Genomic DNA, 16,361 nt, shown 5'->3' with positions numbered 1-16,361 from the left:
CAACAGCAGCGTCTTCGTGCTGGTCTCTACCGACAAGGCGGTCAACCCGGCCAACATTATGGGCGCCAGCAAGCGCGCAGCGGAGATCTTCTGCCAAAATCTCAATGCACACTCCAACACCCGGTTTATCACCACCCGTTTCGGTAATGTGCTCGGCTCAGCGGGTAGCGTGATTCCCCTCTTCCGCAAGCAGATCGCCGCAGGCGGGCCGGTCACAGTGACCGACCCCCGCATTGAGCGTTACTTCATGACTATCCCGGAGGCCTGCCAGCTGATCATGCAGACGGTAGTGCTTGGGGATGGCGGTGAGATCTTTGTGTTGGACATGGGTGAACCGGTAAAGATCAGCTATCTGGCTGAACAGATGATCCACCTCTCTGGTAAAAAGCCGGGGGAGGATATCGAAATCGAGTACATTGGCCTGCGCCCTGGAGAGAAGCTGTTCGAGGAGCTGTTCCACGAAAAAGAGACGCTCGACAAGACCCGGCACGAAAAGGTGTTACTCGCACGCCACCGCAAGGTGGACTGGGACGGTCTCAATGAGACCATGAAAGTGGTTGCCGAAGCCTGTGAATCCATGGACATCCAGCGACTGAACGAGGCGCTGCACTCCCTGGTGCCGGAGCACGGCCCCCAACCGAACGGGCAGTCCAGCACCAACGAGGGGGATACCATCTATCTGAAAAAATAGCCGCCGCTCAGGGGATCTCGACCTTCGTCTCCGGGAGCGCCTCCTGCAGCGCCTCTTTCAACACCCGCTTGGCCTCATCATCACCGTGCACCAGACGCACCTCTGCGGGCGGCCTGCGCATACCTTTCACAAATCGCACCAATGAATCCCTGTCGGCATGGGCCGAATAACCACCCAGCGTATAGACACCTGCCCTGATGGTGTAGCGTTTCTCATCGAGAAAGACATAACCGCCTTCCGGCCCGTAGCGCTGAATGGCTCTTCCCGGCGTGCCTGCCGCCTGATACCCCACAAACACCACATCGGTACGAGAATCGCCGATCAGCGCCTTGAGATAGTTGACGATTCGTCCCCCGCTGCACATGCCGCTGGCGGCCAGCACGATAGTCGGACGGGCCGTCTTTTGTAGATAGTTGACGGTGGCCAGATGATCCCGATGCTCTCTGATGGTCGTCATCTGCTCGAAGCTGAGGGGATGACGGCCCTGCATGAGGCGGCGTTTTGCCTCGCGGTCCCAAAACGGTTGCAGACGCCGGTAGACCTTGGTGAATTCGCTGGCCAGCGGCGAGTCAACGATGACCTCCACATCATCCCAATCAATATTCCGACCCGCCTTGCGGCCACGACACTGGTGGATAATCGTTTCCAGTTCATAGAGCAGTTCCTGGGTGCGTCCAATACTGAAGGCCGGGAACAGGATCACACCCCGGTTGGCAAAGCAGCGCTCCACCACCGCCTGCAGCCTATTGCGACGCTCCTGTCGCCCCTCGTGCAAACGATTTCCATAGGTACTTTCCAGCACCAGCAGGTCCGCTGAATAGGGTGGCTTTGGGGCGGACAGCAGGGGCGCATAGGGAGCCCCCAGGTCCCCTGAAAAGATGATCTTTTTTTGCTCGCCGGCAACCTTGGCCTGACATTCGATATAAGCGGAGCCAAGAATATGTCCGGCTGGCTGAAAACGAATCTTCAGGGAAGTCCCGCTGGAGGTCTGTAGAACCACTGCCCACTGAGCATATCCAAGGGGCTTGAGTCTCTTTTTGATACGTTTGAGGAAACGGCGGATCAACCCTTCGTTACGGGTAACGCCTATTCGCAGCGCATCTTCGAGCACCAGGGGCAGCAGTTCTGCGGTGGGTTCGGAACAGTAGATCGGCCCATCGAAGCCTGCCCCAATCAGCCAGGGAATGCGCCCGACATGGTCGATGTGGCAATGCGTCACCAGCAGCGCCCGCACCTGGCGGATATCGAAGTCAATCTCCAGCTGATCCGCGTGGGCACCACCGGGGGAGGCCTCTTCCCCCTGAAACAGGCCACAGTCGATGAGTACGCTGTTTCCAGCACCGACAAACAGTTCGTGGCAGGAACCGGTAACGCCTGTCACCGCTCCGTGGTGAATGATCTGAAACTCGTCCATGTGCGAAATCAGCGAACCAGACCGGCCTCCACCTCATCCCTTTTGGCTTTGCCTTCAAGTGCTTCGATCAGCGCCAGGGAAAAGTCCATCGCCGTCCCCGGCCCACGGGAGGTGATTACCTTGCCGTCCGCAATCACCGGCCGCAGGTCCACATCCACGCCCGGCAGATCCATCCCGTCCAGCACGCCGGGATAGCTGGTGGCGGAACGGCCCTCCAGCAGTCCGGCGCTGGCCAGCACTTTGGGGCCGGCACAGATTGCCGCGGTGTAACCCCCCTCCCCCGCAAGGCGCTGCAGCAGACGATGGATGCGAGGATCCTGATCCAGATAGTCCGCGCCGGGCAGTCCGCCGGGCAGCACGATCATATCGAACGACTCGTCCACAACGGCGTCGAGGGTGGTGTCGGGCAGGATAGTCAAGCCTTTAGCGGCTTTGACCGGTTGATCATCGAGGCCGGCCGTCACCACTTCCACCCCGGCACGGGTCAGTAGGTCGGTGATGGTGGCGGCTTCGAGTTCTTCACAGCCTTGGGCGAGGGGGACGAGGACGCGTGCCATATTCTTCTCTCCTGGTTTGTCAGATGCGAGGCCGGCACAAGCTGCACCCCCTCGCGTTCGAGCAGCGGTAACATCTCCGCCAGAATCTCCAGGGTCTCTGGATGCGGATGACCGATGCCAACTGCACTGCCGTCTCTCTTTGCCAGACGAATCAGGTTTTGGAACTGCGCCCGGATCGCCTCCGGATCCCGCTCGTTGTCGAGAAAGACGTTGCGCCGCGTGACGGCCACCAGATTCTCCCTGGCCACCGCTTCAGCCTGGGTCTGGTCTGAGGTACGACTGTCGATAAAAAAGAGGTCCGAATCTCTGAGCGCTGCCATCAGCCAACGCATCGCCTCCAGATCACTGGTCATTCGGCTGCCCATATGGTTGTTGATGCCGGCCACATACGGGATCGATGCGATGTCCTCAGCGAGTGTCAGGACAAATGCATCCCGTTCCATGTCCATCGTCAGACCGCCCGCGCCCAGCGGATAGTTTTCGTTCGACTCCATCGGCAGATGAAGCATCACCTCTCTCTCAGTGGCGTGGGCGATACCGGCCTGCACTTTGGCAAACGGGGTGTGCGGCAGAAACGAGTATGTGATGGCGCCCGGCAAGGCCAGCGCTGCCTCACCGGCTTCACGCCGGTTGCCCATATCGTCGATGATCAGCGCGATAAAGACCGGGGAGTTCCCGGCACCCACTGCCACATCCGCCTGGGCTCCCGGCATAACAATGGCGGCAAACCCCAGCAACAGGCGTTTACATGTTTGCCGGAGGCCGCTCATCAGCCTGCCTTGCGTTTTTGCAGAATCACCAACCCTTTCAACAGATTGAGCGCTTCACTGAGCTGGTAGTCCCGGGCCGCCAAAGAACCCTTACTCTCTTTGTCGTCCTTTTTCTTCCCTGCCCGTTTTTTTGCTTTCCCATTGCCGTTTTCCAGATGCCCGGAAAGGTCAGCTTCTTTCAACGGCTTCACGCCATTGTCTTTCGGCGCGGACACCTCCACATCTTCCAGCTCAATGTCGGGCGTGATGCCCTCCGCCTGGATAGATCGGCCTGAAGGGGTAAAATAACGGGCGGTGGTCAATTTCACTGCCGAGTGTTGATTGATCGGGATAATGGTCTGCACCGAGCCCTTGCCAAATGTCTGCTTGCCCATGATGACCGCACGGTTATGATCCTGCAGCGCACCGGCGACGATTTCCGAGGCTGACGCCGAACCGGCATTGACCAACACCACGATGGGCGCGCCCTTGAGCACATCGTCCGGCGCCGCCTCAAAGCGCAGCGCGGAGTCGCTCACCCGGCCTTCGGTATAGACGATCAGCCCCTGTTCCAGAAAGGCATCGCTTACGGACACCGCCGCATTGAGTACCCCTCCGGGGTTATTGCGCAGATCGAGCACCAATCCCTTCAGTCCCGCCTTTGCTGACGCCTCCAGTTTGCGTACTGCCTTCAGCATGTCGTCGGCGGTATGCGACTGAAACTGGGAGATGCGCACATAGGCAAAGCGCTCATCCAGCAGCCGGCTCTTGACGCTGGTCACCTTGATGACCGCACGCACCACCTCGATCTTCAGGGGTTTTTCCACCCCCTTCCGGGCAATTGTCAGAACAAGACTGCTACCGGGCTTGCCGCGCATCATGTTAACGGCCTCGTTCAGGGAGAGCCCCTTCACCGGCGTATCATCCAGCCGCACAATCAGGTCACCGGCAAGGACGCCTGCCCGCTGTGCCGGGGTATCGTCGATGGGAGAGATGACCTTGATGAAGCCATCCTCCATGCCCACCTCTATGCCGAGGCCACCGAATTCACCACTGGTGCCAACCCGCAGCTCTTTGTACTCCTCTTCATTGAGGTAACTCGAGTGGGGATCAAGATCGGAGAGCATGCCGCGGATAGCACTCTCCAGCAGTACCTTGTCTTCCACCGGCTCCACATAGCTGGCCTTGATGCGGCCGAAGATGTCGGCAAAGGTGCGCAGCTCCTGCAGCGGCAGTTCGACGGCCTGCTTGTCAGGCTGGGCTGCAGCAAATCCCGCCACCGGCAAACCCATCCCGAATAGAGCACCGAGGCTTAGTATATAAAAGCTGTGAAACGAAGGCTTCATCCCATTCTTCCTGCAAACATCGCGCTCTGGCGATAAAATTCAATAGTCGGTTCAGACTGATTAAGACCGCTTCCACACAACATAGTGCAATCTGACCTTGTGGTAAGCGTGTAGGAGGTGGTGAGCTTGCGAACCGCATCGTTCGCGGATTCCAAACCCGACTGATGCGGTTCACAAGCTCACCGGCATCCTACACTCTATTGTTTACGGCGTGTGAGCGAACCACACTGATTCGCTTGCCTTTGGTACGCCGACACCACTTCTTCGGGTTCACCGCCGCGCCATTATGACGAATGCCAAAGTAGACCCCAGACGTACTGCGGCCGCCGCTGCTACCCACCAACGCCACCACCTCTCCCGGATCGACCCACTCGCCCGTCTCCTTGAAGAGACTCTGGTTGTGACCGTAGAGGCTCATATAACCGTCACCGTGATCGACAATCAGCAGCAGTCCAAAACCCCGCAGCCAATCGGCAAAGGCCACGCGCCCATAATGCACCGCCTTGACCTCCCGCCCCTCGGGCGCGGATATCAGCACGCCGTCCCAGCGCAGTTTTCCAACCTTCCTGGGAGAACCGAAACTGGCCGCCAATCTGCCTTTTGAGGGCCAGGGCAGGCGGCCTTTAAGTTGACTGAACGGTTTATGCGTAAGGCGCTCCATTGGAATGTCCGCCAACGCCTCCTGAATATTCGCCAACAGGGATGAGAGTTGCTTCTCATTGGCCTTGAGCTGATCCAGCTCCTGTCCCCTATTGCGAAGGCGCGCATTGAGTGCAGCTATCACCCGCTCCCGGCCAACCCGAGTCCGCTCCAGTTGCTCTCGCTCCGCCGCCTCCTTGGCCTGCAGTTGTTGCAGTCGCTGCTCCTCTTCTGAGATCGCCTGCTCGATTTTGGCCAGACGCTGCAGACTGTCGCGAATCAGGTTCATGCGGGCCAGGCGCGCATCGTTGAGGTAATCGTAATACACCATCACCCGGCTGACCACGGCGGGATCCTGCTGATTCAACAGAATCTTCACCTTCTCCTGCCTTCCCATGATGTAGGCGGCCCGAATCTGCTGCTCCATCGTCTGGCGATGAAAATCGAGTTGCAGCCGGGCGTCGGCCCGCTCCTGTTCCAACTCCGCCATGCGCTGGCGCTGGCGATCGAGGCTCACGGCGATGACCCGAATACGCCTGGCCAGATCACCGATGCGCTCTTCGGTCTCCCGCAGTGCGCTGTTATGCCCCTGGCGCTCACCCTCCGCCGACTGCAACTGAGTCTGTAGTTGCTTAATACGGGCCTTGACCCGGGCCAGCTCCTCACTCTTTTGCTGCAGTTGCGCTTTTTCAGCCGCGACGGAGACGCCAGGTATCGCAGCGCACAGCACCAATGCCAGCAGCGTGGCGGCGGCACCGGCGCGTTGGATCACTCCGCCTCTTCCTCAAATCTGATCAGCGCATGCCCTTTCATCTCACCGGGCTGGTCGAGCGCCATCAGTTTCAACAGGGTCGGAGCGATGTCGCACAGGGCGCCACTCTCATCCAGGGTCCCCTCCCGGCCGACATAGATCAACGGCACTGGATTGAGCGTGTGGGCGGTATGGGGCTGGTGGTGGGCAAAATCCTCCATCTGCTCCGCATTGCCGTGATCGGCTGTAATCAACATCTCCCCGCCCGCTTTGTGCAACGCTTTCTGAACCCGGCCAAGACAGTGATCGATGGTCTCGATGGCCTGCTCCGCCGCCTCCTGAATACCGGTATGGCCCACCATGTCGGAGTTGGCAAAGTTACAGATGATAACGTCATATTTGCCACCTCTGATCGCCTCTACCAGATGGTCGGTCACCTCCTCCGCACTCATCTCCGGCTTCTCGTCGTAGGTCGCCACTCTGGGTGAGGGCACCAGAATGCGGTCCTCTCCTTCAAACGGCTCTTCACGGCCGCCATTGAAGAAGAAGGTGACATGGGCATATTTCTCCGTCTCAGCCAACCTCAACTGGCGCATGCCCAGCTTTGCAATATATTCGCCGAATCCGTTCTTGAGCCGCTCGGGTGGGAAGGCGACGGGGATTTCGAAACCTTTGTGGTACTGAGTCAGACTGACAAAAGCACCAAGCGGCACCCATGCATTGCGCTCGAAATCGGCAAAATTCTCCTCGATAAACGGGCGCGTCAACTGTCGCGCACGATCTGACCGGTAGTTGAGGAAGAACACCACGTCATCCTCTTCGATCCCCACCCGGGATCCGCCCTCTGGCACAATCGCCGTGGGTTTAACGAACTCATCGGTTTCACCGCGCTCATAGGCTTGCAGCAACCCTTCACAGGCGTCCGTCGCGCTGTAATCCGCACTACCCTGGGTCAGCAGATCATAAGCGACCTCCGTCCTGCACCAGCGGTTATCACGATCCATCGCGTAGTAACGACCCACGATACTGGCAATCCTGCCGGTGCCCAATTCGGCGAAGACATCGTTCATCGCCTGCAATGATGCCTCGGCGCTTTTCGGCGGCCTGTCACGCCCATCCAGGAAGGCATGCAGATAAACCTTCTTTACGCCCCGATCAACCGCCAGTTTCACCATCGCGTGAATATGCTTTTCATGACTGTGCACACCACCGGGCGAGAGCAGACCAAGGATATGCACCGCCTTGTCCATCTCCACCGCCTTGTCCACCGCGCTGGTGAGGGTCTGGTTGGAGAAGAAGGAACCGGTGCGAATGGAGCGACTGACCCGGGTAAATTCCTGATAGACCACCCGGCCGGCTCCCAGGTTCAGATGACCCACCTCGGAATTGCCCATCTGCCCGCCAGGCAGCCCGACTGCGGCGCCAGAGGTGTGGATCAGGGTATGGGGATACTCTTTCCACAACCGATCCCAAACCGGTGTGCTGGCCGCAAGTATTGCGTTTGCACTCTCGTCTTCTCTATATCCCCAGCCGTCCAATATGAGAAGGACGACAGGTTTTGGCTTATCCGTCATGACAACTCTCTTACTTCTCTTTCGCTCTGCAACGGGATGTCCACCCCGGCAGGTTGCTGATAAACCTTTGCATTAGAACACTTTTCAAATTTTCAGGCCAGAATGCCCCATCCTGACATCGTCCTGCTTATCAGGGAAAACCCGAATAAATCAGGGGGTTCTCAAGCCCTGTTAAAACAGCGTATTATTGTATTAGTCATTAATAAGGTCATTTCCATGGAACACAAATTCGGTAAACCCAACAAACCCGTACTGAATGCCGATACGGCCGAATTCGATACCCTGTTTGCCACTGACGATGATATCGACCGTGCCTCCCGCTCGCTGAAGGCCATGTCCCATCCGTTGCGACTGAAAATCCTCTGTACCCTGGGTGATCAGGAGATAAGCGTCCAGGAGATTGTCGATCAGGTCGGCACGTCCCAGAGCAATATCTCACAGCATCTTGCCATCCTGCGCGACAAAGGCATTCTCGCCTCACGGAAAGATGCCAACCGGGTCTACTACCGGGTCAGTGATTTCCGCACTTTACGGCTGATCGGCATGATGCGCGAAGTCTTCTGCACTCACGCCTGATACGCCTTGTCATGCACAGTTTTTGAGCTCCGGGTTACCCCGGAGCTTGTTCCTGTTATACACTCCCCCACTTTCCAAACTCTTTCTGGCTTATATAGAGGCCCCTGAATGCTGCAACAACTCATCGAGTTCTCCACCAACCACTTGATTCTGGTGCTGGCACTGTTGGCGGTTGGCGGGCTACTGGTCCATAACCTGCTGCAGGGCAACAAGGGCTCCGTGGATCCGACCGGCGCCACCGTGATGATCAACCATCAGGATGCTGTGGTGCTTGACATTCGTCCCGCCGCCGATTTCCACAAAGGCCATATCATCAACGCCATCAACATTCCCATGAACGGTTTTGCCAACCAACTTGGTTCTCTGGAAAAACACAAGGACCAGCCGATCATCGTCAGCTGCCGCTCCGGCGCCCAATCCGCAGGCGCTTGCCAAACACTGCGCAAAGCGGGGTTTGAACAGGCTTTTAATCTGCGCGGCGGCATCCTGGCGTGGCAGAGCGCCGACCTGCCGATAACGCGCAAAAAATAAAATTTTCACGAAAACGAAGGAATCAGCACCATGTCCGAAGCGAAACAAGAGCAGCCGAACCGAGAACTCTCTATACAACGCATCTATCTGAAAGACGTCTCTTTTGAAACGCCGAACTCTCCGTCCGTCTTCCAGAAGGAGTGGAAGCCGGAGACCAACGTCAACATGATTACCGAGGTCAACACCTTGAGTGAGAACATCTATGAAGTCGTTCTCAATGTTACCGTAACCACCAAAGTCGGCGAGCAAACCGCCTATCTCGCGGAAGTGCAGCAAGCGGGAATCTTCTCCATCAGCGGCTTTTCGGATCAGGAGATGGGCGCGGTTGTCGGCTCTTACTGCCCCAACCTGCTCTTCCCCTATGTGCGCGAAGCGATCTCCGACATGGTTACCAAGGGCAGTTTCCCGCAGATGGTCCTGCAGCCTGTCAATTTCGATGCCCTCTATGCCCAGCACCAGCAGGAATTGGCAAAAAAGATGGCGGAAGGCGACAGTGGCAAAACCCATTAAGCCATCAGACACTGCCATCGCCGTACTGGGAGCAGGATCCTGGGGCACGGCCCTGGCCATCCTGCTCAGCCACAATCAGTATGATGTGCGTCTCTGGGGACACATCCCTGAGGAGATCGAACGCCTACAGCAGGATCGCCAGAACCAGCACTTTCTGCCCGATATTCCCTTTCCTGAATCTCTGAAACCGGAAACCGATCTCAACCGGGCGCTGTCCGGGGTATCCGAAGTGCTGGTGGCGGTACCAAGCCACGCCTTTAGTACTGTTGTGCAGACCATTGCCCCGCTGCTGGCGCCCAGCGTTGGCGTCTCCTGGGCTACCAAGGGATTCGAGCCCGGCACCCAGCGTCTGCTCTCCGATGTCGCCAGCGACATCCTGCAACGCCCCGAACTTGCGGTCATCTCTGGCCCCACCTTTGCCGGCGAAGTCGCCCGCGGCCTGCCCACGGCGGTCACCGTTGCTTCGGAATCCAGCGCCCATGCAGAGAGAGTCGCCGCCTATCTGCACGCATCTTGGTTTCGCGCCTACACCAGTCGCGACATCACCGGCGTACAGGTCGGCGGCGCCAGCAAGAATGTATTGGCCATCGCGGCAGGCATTGCGGACGGCCTCGGTTTCGGCGCCAACACCCGTGCCGCACTGATTACCCGTGGACTCGCAGAGGTCATGCGGCTTGGCCAGTCCCTCGGGGGCAAGACGGAAACCTTCATGGGGCTGGCCGGCCTCGGCGACCTGGTACTCACCTGCACCGACAACCAATCGCGCAATCGGCGCATGGGGCTCGCCCTTGCCCGCGGCCTGACCATCGAGCAGGCAAAAGTAGAGATCGGCCAGGAAGTGGAGGGCGTACAGACCGCCTCCGAGGTCTACCAGCTTGCCCGCAAGATGGACGTTGAGATGCCGATCTCGGAGCAGGTCTACAAGGTGCTCTATGAAGGTTTGCCGCCGAAGGAGGCGGTTCACAGCCTGCTCGATCGGCGCCAGAGGGCTGAGGACTAGGCCGTTCGCGCCTGGATTGATGGGGTCGGAGTCAAACCGCGCAAACTATGGCGGTTAAAACGACGTGGTTGAGGCGGTTTGACTCCGACCCCTGACATTATATAGCCCCGTCAAAACCCTGCTGCCTCCACGCCTCGTAGAGGATAATGGCAACGGCGTTGGAGAGGTTTAGACTGCGATTTTGCGGTTGCATCGGGATACGCAACAGCTTCGAATCGTCCAGCCCATCCAACAGCGGCTGGGGCAGACCGCGACTTTCCGGCCCAAAAAGCAGGGCATCCCCCGGTGCAAACCCGACATCGGCGTAGGCCCGCTTCCCCTTGGTAGTACAGGCAAAAAGACGGGGTGGTGCAACCTTCTGCAGGAAGGCCTGCAGCGAAGCGTGCTCCTGCAACTCCGCCCACTCATGGTAATCGAGTCCGGCCCGGCGCAGACGCTTGTCGTCGAGCTCGAAACCCAGCGGGTGGATCAGATGCAAATGGCTACCGCTATTTGCGCAGAGGCGTATGATATTACCGGTATTTGGTGGAATCTCCGGTTCGTATAGAACAATGTGGAACATTCTGCTCCGTGTGACCTCAAGTTAGAAACAGATGCAAGTGACGATGACCCAAACTGACCCATCCCCCCTGGCGATAGAGTTCTGCGGCATGCCCTTCAGCACCCCAATCGTGCTGCTCTCCGGCTGTGTCGGTTTTGGCGAAGAGTACACGCGAGTCAAAGGTTTTAGCAACCGCGACGCCGGTGCAGTCTGCCTCAAGGGGACGACCCTGGAACCCCGCCCCGGCAATCGGCCTCACCGGGTCTACGAGACGCCGGCAGGTATGCTCAACGCCATCGGCCTGCAAAATCCCGGGGTTGACAAGGTGGTGAATGAGATCCTGCCCTCTCTCGACTTCAGCGAGACCCGCTTCATCGCCAATGTCTCCGGCTCTTCGGTGGCGGAGTATCATGAGGTCACACGGCGTTTCGACGACTCCCCCATCGACGCCATCGAGATCAACATCTCCTGTCCCAATGTAAAGGAGGGCGGCGTGGCCTTCGGCAACGACCCCGCCATGTCTGCACGGGTGGTGGAGGCCTGCCGCAAAGCCACCAACAAACCACTGATCACCAAACTCTCCCCAAATCAGACCGACATCGCCGGCAATGCCAAGGGCTGCATCGAGGCCGGCAGCGACGCCTTCTCGGTGATCAATACCCTGATGGGTATGGCCATCGACATCGAAAGCCGCACACCGGTTATCGGCAACAACCAGGGCGGTCTCTCCGGCCCGGCCATCAAACCGGTCGCCCTGCTCAAGGTTCACCAGGTCTATCAGGTTTGCCGGGATCACAATATCCCAATAATCGGACAGGGCGGTATCACCACGCCGGAAGATGCCATTGAATTCATTATCGCCGGGGCCAGCGCCGTAGGTATAGGTACAGCGCTCTTCTACGATCCGCTGATCTGCAGCAAGATCAATAGTGGCATCGAGGCGTATCTAGTGCGGCACGAACTGCCCTCGGTGGACCGGCTGGTCGGAACGCTGCAACTCCATCAGCAACCGGCACCCAGGTGCGGCTGCTGAGCTTAACAAACGACACTAAGCCATGGCAGTAACCGGACAACATCCGCCACCCGAAATTCTTGGCAAACTCCATCCCATGGAGGGGCTAAGTGAAGATCAGCTGAAACTGCTCTCCCATGCGCTCCATCTACGAACAGAGATCCGTGGCAAGAAGCTCCTTTCGATGGGATCCAGGGACGCCTTCAGCCTCTATCTGCTAAAAGGCCGGGTAAAACTGGAAACCGCCGATGGCCACGTCTCTGAGATCGAAGCGGGTTCAGTTCAGGCGATGAACCCGATCGCTCATCTGATTCCCAGACAATACGATGTCGCCGTAGTTACACCTATCGTATATTTTCTCATCGACAACCGTCTCCTGGACGGCTTGACCAATGACAGCCTTGAAACCCTGGCAAGTGAAGAGCTCGCCTCCCTCAACGGCCAATACGAAAAAGACGAAACAGAAAACCGGCTCTCCCAGGCATTGCTGACGGATCTGCAAAACGACCGGCTGATCCTTCCCAGTCTGCCCGATGTTGCCATCAAAGTCGGGCGCGCCATCGAAGACGAGGATACCGATGCCGAGCACCTCGCCAGGATAGTCCAGGCCGATCCGGTTATCACCACAAAACTGATCCGTGCAGCGAACAGTGCGCTCTATGCCGGCCTGTCGCCCTCCGCCAGCTGTACTGCCGCCATCATCCGCCTGGGAAACACCACCACGCACAAGCTGGTTCTTACCTTTGCCTTGCGCGAACTCTTCAACGCACACTCCAGAGTGCTACAGGATCAGATGCGTAAACTATGGAAACACAGTACACAGGTGGCTGGCATCTGCTTCGTACTGGCCAAACTTTCACGACGCTTCAATCCGGAACACGCATTGCTGGCGGGACTTCTGCACGATATAGGTGAAGTGGCCATCCTGAGTTATGCAGAGAATTTTCCCGAAATCGCCAACAACGAGCAGCAGTTGGAACAGGTGATGAAGGATATGCGCGGAGTGATCGGTTGCCACATCCTGACCGCATGGGGTTTCCTTGAGGATCTGGTTGTCGTTACCCGAGAGGCCGAGGACTGGACCAGAGAGCGCCCTGAAGAGGCTGATTACACCGATCTGGTGATTGTCGCGCAACTCCATAGTTACATTGGCACACCGGAAATGAAAACCCTGCCGACCCTCGATAGGGTGCCTGCATTTCAAAAACTCGATATCGGCGATCTCACCCCTGAACTGAGCATCCAGATTCTGGAAGATGCTGCCGACCAGATTGCCGGCGCTCAGGCGCTACTTAACAGTTGATTCCCATCTGCCGCCAGCAAAATAGATCCGGATTTTTCACTCTGTCGGAATTTTTAACACCCTGTTACGGAACTGGTTCACAAAAATGACTGCTGCGCCAGAGCAGCTTGCCTATTAACTTCATAAATCACTTAATTAACAATAAGATAGCGCAACAGCAGGCAGATAGAATTAAAACGCGGTTCTGTCGGATCTTTTTACAGTCAGTCGTAATAAAAATTCACAAAATTAATTAATTATCATAAATAACAAAGAATTAAAAAGACTGGCACAGGATCTGCATATAACCATTTGCAACATTTTGTGACTACTCAAAAATAAATAAAGCGAGATTAATAGATGAACATTAAAAATATCATTACCGGCGTCATCTGCAGCACTGCGCTGATTGCCGGTTCCGCGTCAGCTTGACGCTCTACAGATTCAGCAAATGCCGATGGGCTTCCTGGGTTCTGATCGACAACGATGCCGATCTGAACACTGATCCCAATGTCTGGATTTCCACAGGCGTCAATGATCAGGGCGAGTTCAACGCCTTCTGGGAAAACAATGGCTCTGGCGGTCTGGCTACGGCTGACGAGTACTCCGTCGCCTACTTCGGCGCTGACGGCGGCAGCTTTGACCTGAGCGGTTTCGACGGCATCAAGCTGAACTTTGAAAACAGCTCTGACATGACAAAGCACGGCGTTGACTTCTCCCTGTGGATTCGTGATCAGGATGGCAACATCACTGAGAGTGCTGCCGCTGTTTCCGTAGAGAAGAATCACACTGGTTTCAATACCATCTCCTTCGCCAGTATTGCTGGTTTCGATGCCGCCAATATCCAGGGCATGGGTTTCAGCGTGGGTTACGACTTCAGTGATGACAATCGCACCCCCGGCCAGATCCACGGCATAGTTCCTAAGCCTGCCGCCCTCGCCCTGATGGGCCTGGGCCTGCTGGGTCTTGGTGCTGCACGCCGTCGTAAAAGCTAAGCAATACCCGCTACGCTTTGAGCGATCGAACAGACCCCGCTTCGGCGGGGTTTGTTTAATCTGGGAAGAAATCATTGACGCCTGTGGAAATCCAGACATTGGGATCAGTGTTCAGATCGGCATCGTTGTCGATCAGAACCCAGGAAGCCCACTCGGCATTGTTGAATTCGTAGAGCGCCGCAGACGCGGAACCGGCAATCAGCGCAGTGCTGCAGATGATGCCTGTAATGATGTTTTTAATGTTCATGTGTCTCTCCGTTGAGAAAATTCGTAATTTGCCTAAACAGTTGCACCCAGCGTGCCAACTTTTATAACCTTATGTTTTATATATAAAAACAAATACCCAAGAAGACCAAACGCCAACACTTTGTAAAATTATCCGACATGTAACATTTATTGACACTTCTAGAAAAACAGCATTAACCCACTGTATTTATTAAATAATTAAAAAACCCCCTCAAAATACAAATTATATTCCTCTTCAAAATGTAAAAACCCCATTATGGACTGTAAAAAATTCCGACAAGCCAGACATTGTCGAGGATGCCCTGCAAGCACCCCTTGTGAGCCCACCCCTATTTTTCCGGTTCAGGCCCCAGGAAATCGGCAATGACTCTTGTCTCATCGCTGCTATCAAGGATGATCTTCACGATCATGGTCAGAGGCACCGACAGGAACATGCCCACCGGACCCAGGATCCAGCCCCAGAACACCAGAGAGAGAAATACGATCAGCGGGGAGAGTCCCAGACCACGCCCCATGAAACGGGGCTCAATCACATTGCCAACCAGATTGTTGACCACCAGGTAGCCGACTGCAGTCCAGAGTGCAGCCCCTGCACCCAGCTGGATCAAGGCGAGCAACACCACCGGTATCGCTGCAATGATGGAGCCGATGTTGGGTATATAGTTAAAGAGGAAGGCTACTGTTCCCCAGAGGATCGGATAATCCACACCCAACACCTGCAGCCATACCGCAATGATCACGCCGGTCAGCAGGCTGGTTGAGGTCTTGATCGACATATAGCGCTTGATATCCGAGGTAATCTTTTCAATATGGCTCAGCGCGGCTTCCGGGTCTTTAACAAATAGATGTAATTTGCGGCGGAATCCTGCCGCCTCGAGCAGAATAAAAATGACCGTGATAAGGATGAACAGCGCTTCGGTCAGTACATTTCCCAGACTGCTCAGGACTTTTCCGGCCATCGCCATCGCCTTTCCTGTATCAAAATAGGTGGTCAGCGTACGCTCATCAACCTCCACACCCTGTTCACCCAGCCAGACCAGAAAGCTCTGACTTTGTGCCGCCAGCCGCTCCTGGTATTTCGGCAGGTTATTGATAAAGTCGTTCAGCGAACCACCCACAAGCCAGCCCAACAGCAAACCCGTGCCGACGATGCCCAAGATCACGATCAGCAACGCCAGTGCGGTTGGAATGCCTCTCTGCTTGAGGAGAAACAGGGGTGGTGCGGCTATCACGGAGATAAAGAGCGCCAGCAGAAAGGGCACCAGCAGCGAGACTGCGGCTTTCATTCCCGCTACCAGCACCACAAAGGCGGCAGCCAGCAGCAGGAAGCGTGAGGTTGGTGATAATTGCGAATTTCCTTGCATTGGTGTTCCTCTACTCAGCCACCCTAATCGCATATTGTGGGCAGGTTTGCACCCTATGGTCGTCACAGTTACTTGAGCGACTTAGCGTCCGCCCGAAAACCCACATTTAACCGCGAAGAACACGAAGCGCGCGAAGGTAAAAGATTGATTAACAATAAAATTTTTTCGTGTACTTCGTGCGCTTCGTGGTAAAAACGGTATTTCTGGTCAAACACTATTTGAATAGAGGCACAGGGGTCTGCAGCTGCCAGAGTTTTTTCGTTACGTCGTACTTCCAGACTCAAGTTGATCGGTGATCGACCGGAGCACGACGCGTCATCAAAGGTGTATTGAATATCGGCAATCTGTACCGCCGTCGTCCTCATCGAGCATCGCCGGTCCCTGAATACCTGTAACTCGTAACCCCTGTGATCAGCTTCGATCGGTGGGGAGGATCACCTGCGGCACGAGGGCACGGAAACCCGCGGTACGTCCATGAATGCCCCAACGAATTTGCGTTCTTCTATACCGGCGTAGCGTGACCCAACGCCGAGCTACCTGTTTGTGCGAAGTAAAATACGTAACCGGAACGGTGCGTCACCGT

The 16,361-nt window shown here is 56.4% G+C and carries 17 protein-coding genes; 8 read left to right on the top strand and 9 right to left on the bottom strand.

What is annotated here, in order from left to right:
• On the top strand, positions 1-691 hold a 691-nt coding region (locus tag G9Q73_RS09765), incomplete at its 5' end, for a polysaccharide biosynthesis protein (protein ID WP_177419617.1).
• A gap of 7 nt (positions 692-698) precedes the next feature.
• Here G9Q73_RS09765 and G9Q73_RS09760 read toward each other — a convergent pair.
• The 6 genes from G9Q73_RS09760 to gpmI all read right to left on the bottom strand — a co-directional run bounded on the left by G9Q73_RS09760 (position 699) and on the right by gpmI (position 7,721).
• Positions 699-2,105: an MBL fold metallo-hydrolase RNA specificity domain-containing protein gene (locus tag G9Q73_RS09760; RefSeq protein ID WP_177419616.1), complete on the bottom strand. Its 1,407-nt coding sequence runs from the start codon at positions 2,103-2,105 to the stop codon at positions 699-701.
• Between the two features lie 8 nt (positions 2,106-2,113).
• Positions 2,114-2,662, bottom strand: coding sequence for a DJ-1 family glyoxalase III (locus tag G9Q73_RS09755; protein ID WP_177419615.1), 549 nt, complete (start codon positions 2,660-2,662; stop codon positions 2,114-2,116).
• Positions 2,590-3,432: a divergent polysaccharide deacetylase family protein gene (locus G9Q73_RS09750; RefSeq protein ID WP_177419614.1), complete on the bottom strand. Its 843-nt coding sequence runs from the start codon at positions 3,430-3,432 to the stop codon at positions 2,590-2,592. The genes G9Q73_RS09755 and G9Q73_RS09750 overlap by 73 nt, the downstream gene beginning before the upstream one ends.
• Positions 3,432-4,757 (bottom strand): S41 family peptidase, encoded by a 1,326-nt coding sequence (locus G9Q73_RS09745; RefSeq protein ID WP_177419613.1) that lies wholly within the window; start codon positions 4,755-4,757, stop codon positions 3,432-3,434. The genes G9Q73_RS09750 and G9Q73_RS09745 overlap by 1 nt, the downstream gene beginning before the upstream one ends.
• A gap of 190 nt (positions 4,758-4,947) precedes the next feature.
• Positions 4,948-6,168: a murein hydrolase activator EnvC family protein gene (locus G9Q73_RS20440; protein ID WP_369408872.1), complete on the bottom strand. Its 1,221-nt coding sequence runs from the start codon at positions 6,166-6,168 to the stop codon at positions 4,948-4,950.
• Complete coding sequence (gene gpmI, locus G9Q73_RS09735) at positions 6,165-7,721, bottom strand: 2,3-bisphosphoglycerate-independent phosphoglycerate mutase (RefSeq protein ID WP_177419612.1); 1,557 nt, start codon at positions 7,719-7,721, stop codon at positions 6,165-6,167. Before gpmI ends, G9Q73_RS20440 begins: the two co-directional genes overlap by 4 nt.
• Positions 7,722-7,937: 216 nt before the next feature.
• Between gpmI and G9Q73_RS09730 the strand changes: the two genes are divergently transcribed.
• From G9Q73_RS09730 to G9Q73_RS09715, 4 genes are all read left to right on the top strand, one after another.
• Positions 7,938-8,297, top strand: a complete 360-nt coding sequence (locus G9Q73_RS09730; RefSeq protein WP_281397576.1) for an ArsR/SmtB family transcription factor — start codon at positions 7,938-7,940, stop codon at positions 8,295-8,297.
• Between the two features lie 108 nt (positions 8,298-8,405).
• Positions 8,406-8,828 carry a rhodanese-like domain-containing protein gene (locus tag G9Q73_RS09725; protein ID WP_177419611.1) on the top strand — a complete coding sequence of 141 codons (423 nt, stop codon included), beginning with the start codon at positions 8,406-8,408 and terminating at the stop codon, positions 8,826-8,828.
• A 30-nt stretch (positions 8,829-8,858) separates the two neighbouring features.
• On the top strand, positions 8,859-9,338 hold the full coding sequence (secB, locus tag G9Q73_RS09720; RefSeq protein ID WP_177419610.1) for a protein-export chaperone SecB: 480 nt from the start codon (positions 8,859-8,861) through the stop codon (positions 9,336-9,338).
• The gene (locus G9Q73_RS09715) at positions 9,322-10,338 is read left to right on the top strand and encodes an NAD(P)H-dependent glycerol-3-phosphate dehydrogenase (protein WP_369408871.1); all 1,017 of its coding nucleotides are present in this window, start codon (positions 9,322-9,324) and stop codon (positions 10,336-10,338) included. The genes secB and G9Q73_RS09715 overlap by 17 nt, the downstream gene beginning before the upstream one ends.
• Positions 10,339-10,435: 97 nt before the next feature.
• On the opposite strand, the gene trmL is transcribed toward G9Q73_RS09715, so the two are convergent.
• Positions 10,436-10,900, bottom strand: a complete 465-nt coding sequence (trmL, locus tag G9Q73_RS09710; protein ID WP_177419608.1) for a tRNA (uridine(34)/cytosine(34)/5-carboxymethylaminomethyluridine(34)-2'-O)-methyltransferase TrmL — start codon at positions 10,898-10,900, stop codon at positions 10,436-10,438.
• A gap of 43 nt (positions 10,901-10,943) precedes the next feature.
• Here trmL and G9Q73_RS09705 point away from each other — a divergent pair, with 43 nt between their 5' ends.
• From G9Q73_RS09705 to G9Q73_RS09695, 3 genes are all read left to right on the top strand, one after another.
• Positions 10,944-11,912, top strand: a complete 969-nt coding sequence (locus tag G9Q73_RS09705; RefSeq protein ID WP_439654687.1) for a dihydroorotate dehydrogenase — start codon at positions 10,944-10,946, stop codon at positions 11,910-11,912.
• A gap of 22 nt (positions 11,913-11,934) precedes the next feature.
• Positions 11,935-13,194: an HDOD domain-containing protein gene (locus G9Q73_RS09700; RefSeq protein ID WP_177419607.1), complete on the top strand. Its 1,260-nt coding sequence runs from the start codon at positions 11,935-11,937 to the stop codon at positions 13,192-13,194.
• Positions 13,195-13,601: 407 nt separating this feature from the next.
• Complete coding sequence (locus G9Q73_RS09695) at positions 13,602-14,168, top strand: PEP-CTERM sorting domain-containing protein (RefSeq protein WP_177419606.1); 567 nt, start codon at positions 13,602-13,604, stop codon at positions 14,166-14,168.
• A 55-nt stretch (positions 14,169-14,223) separates the two neighbouring features.
• Here the strand turns inward: G9Q73_RS09695 and G9Q73_RS09690 are convergent, their stop codons facing one another.
• Positions 14,224-14,415 (bottom strand): hypothetical protein, encoded by a 192-nt coding sequence (locus G9Q73_RS09690; protein WP_177419605.1) that lies wholly within the window; start codon positions 14,413-14,415, stop codon positions 14,224-14,226.
• A 328-nt stretch (positions 14,416-14,743) separates the two neighbouring features.
• Positions 14,744-15,778: an AI-2E family transporter gene (locus G9Q73_RS09685; protein WP_177419604.1), complete on the bottom strand. Its 1,035-nt coding sequence runs from the start codon at positions 15,776-15,778 to the stop codon at positions 14,744-14,746.
• Positions 15,779-16,361: the final 583 nt, after the last annotated feature.

It is taken from the genome of endosymbiont of Lamellibrachia barhami (assembly GCF_011947365.2).
Classification (GTDB): Bacteria; Pseudomonadota; Gammaproteobacteria; order Chromatiales; family Chromatiaceae; genus QGON01.
This window is presented reverse-complemented; position numbering and strand designations above follow the sequence as displayed.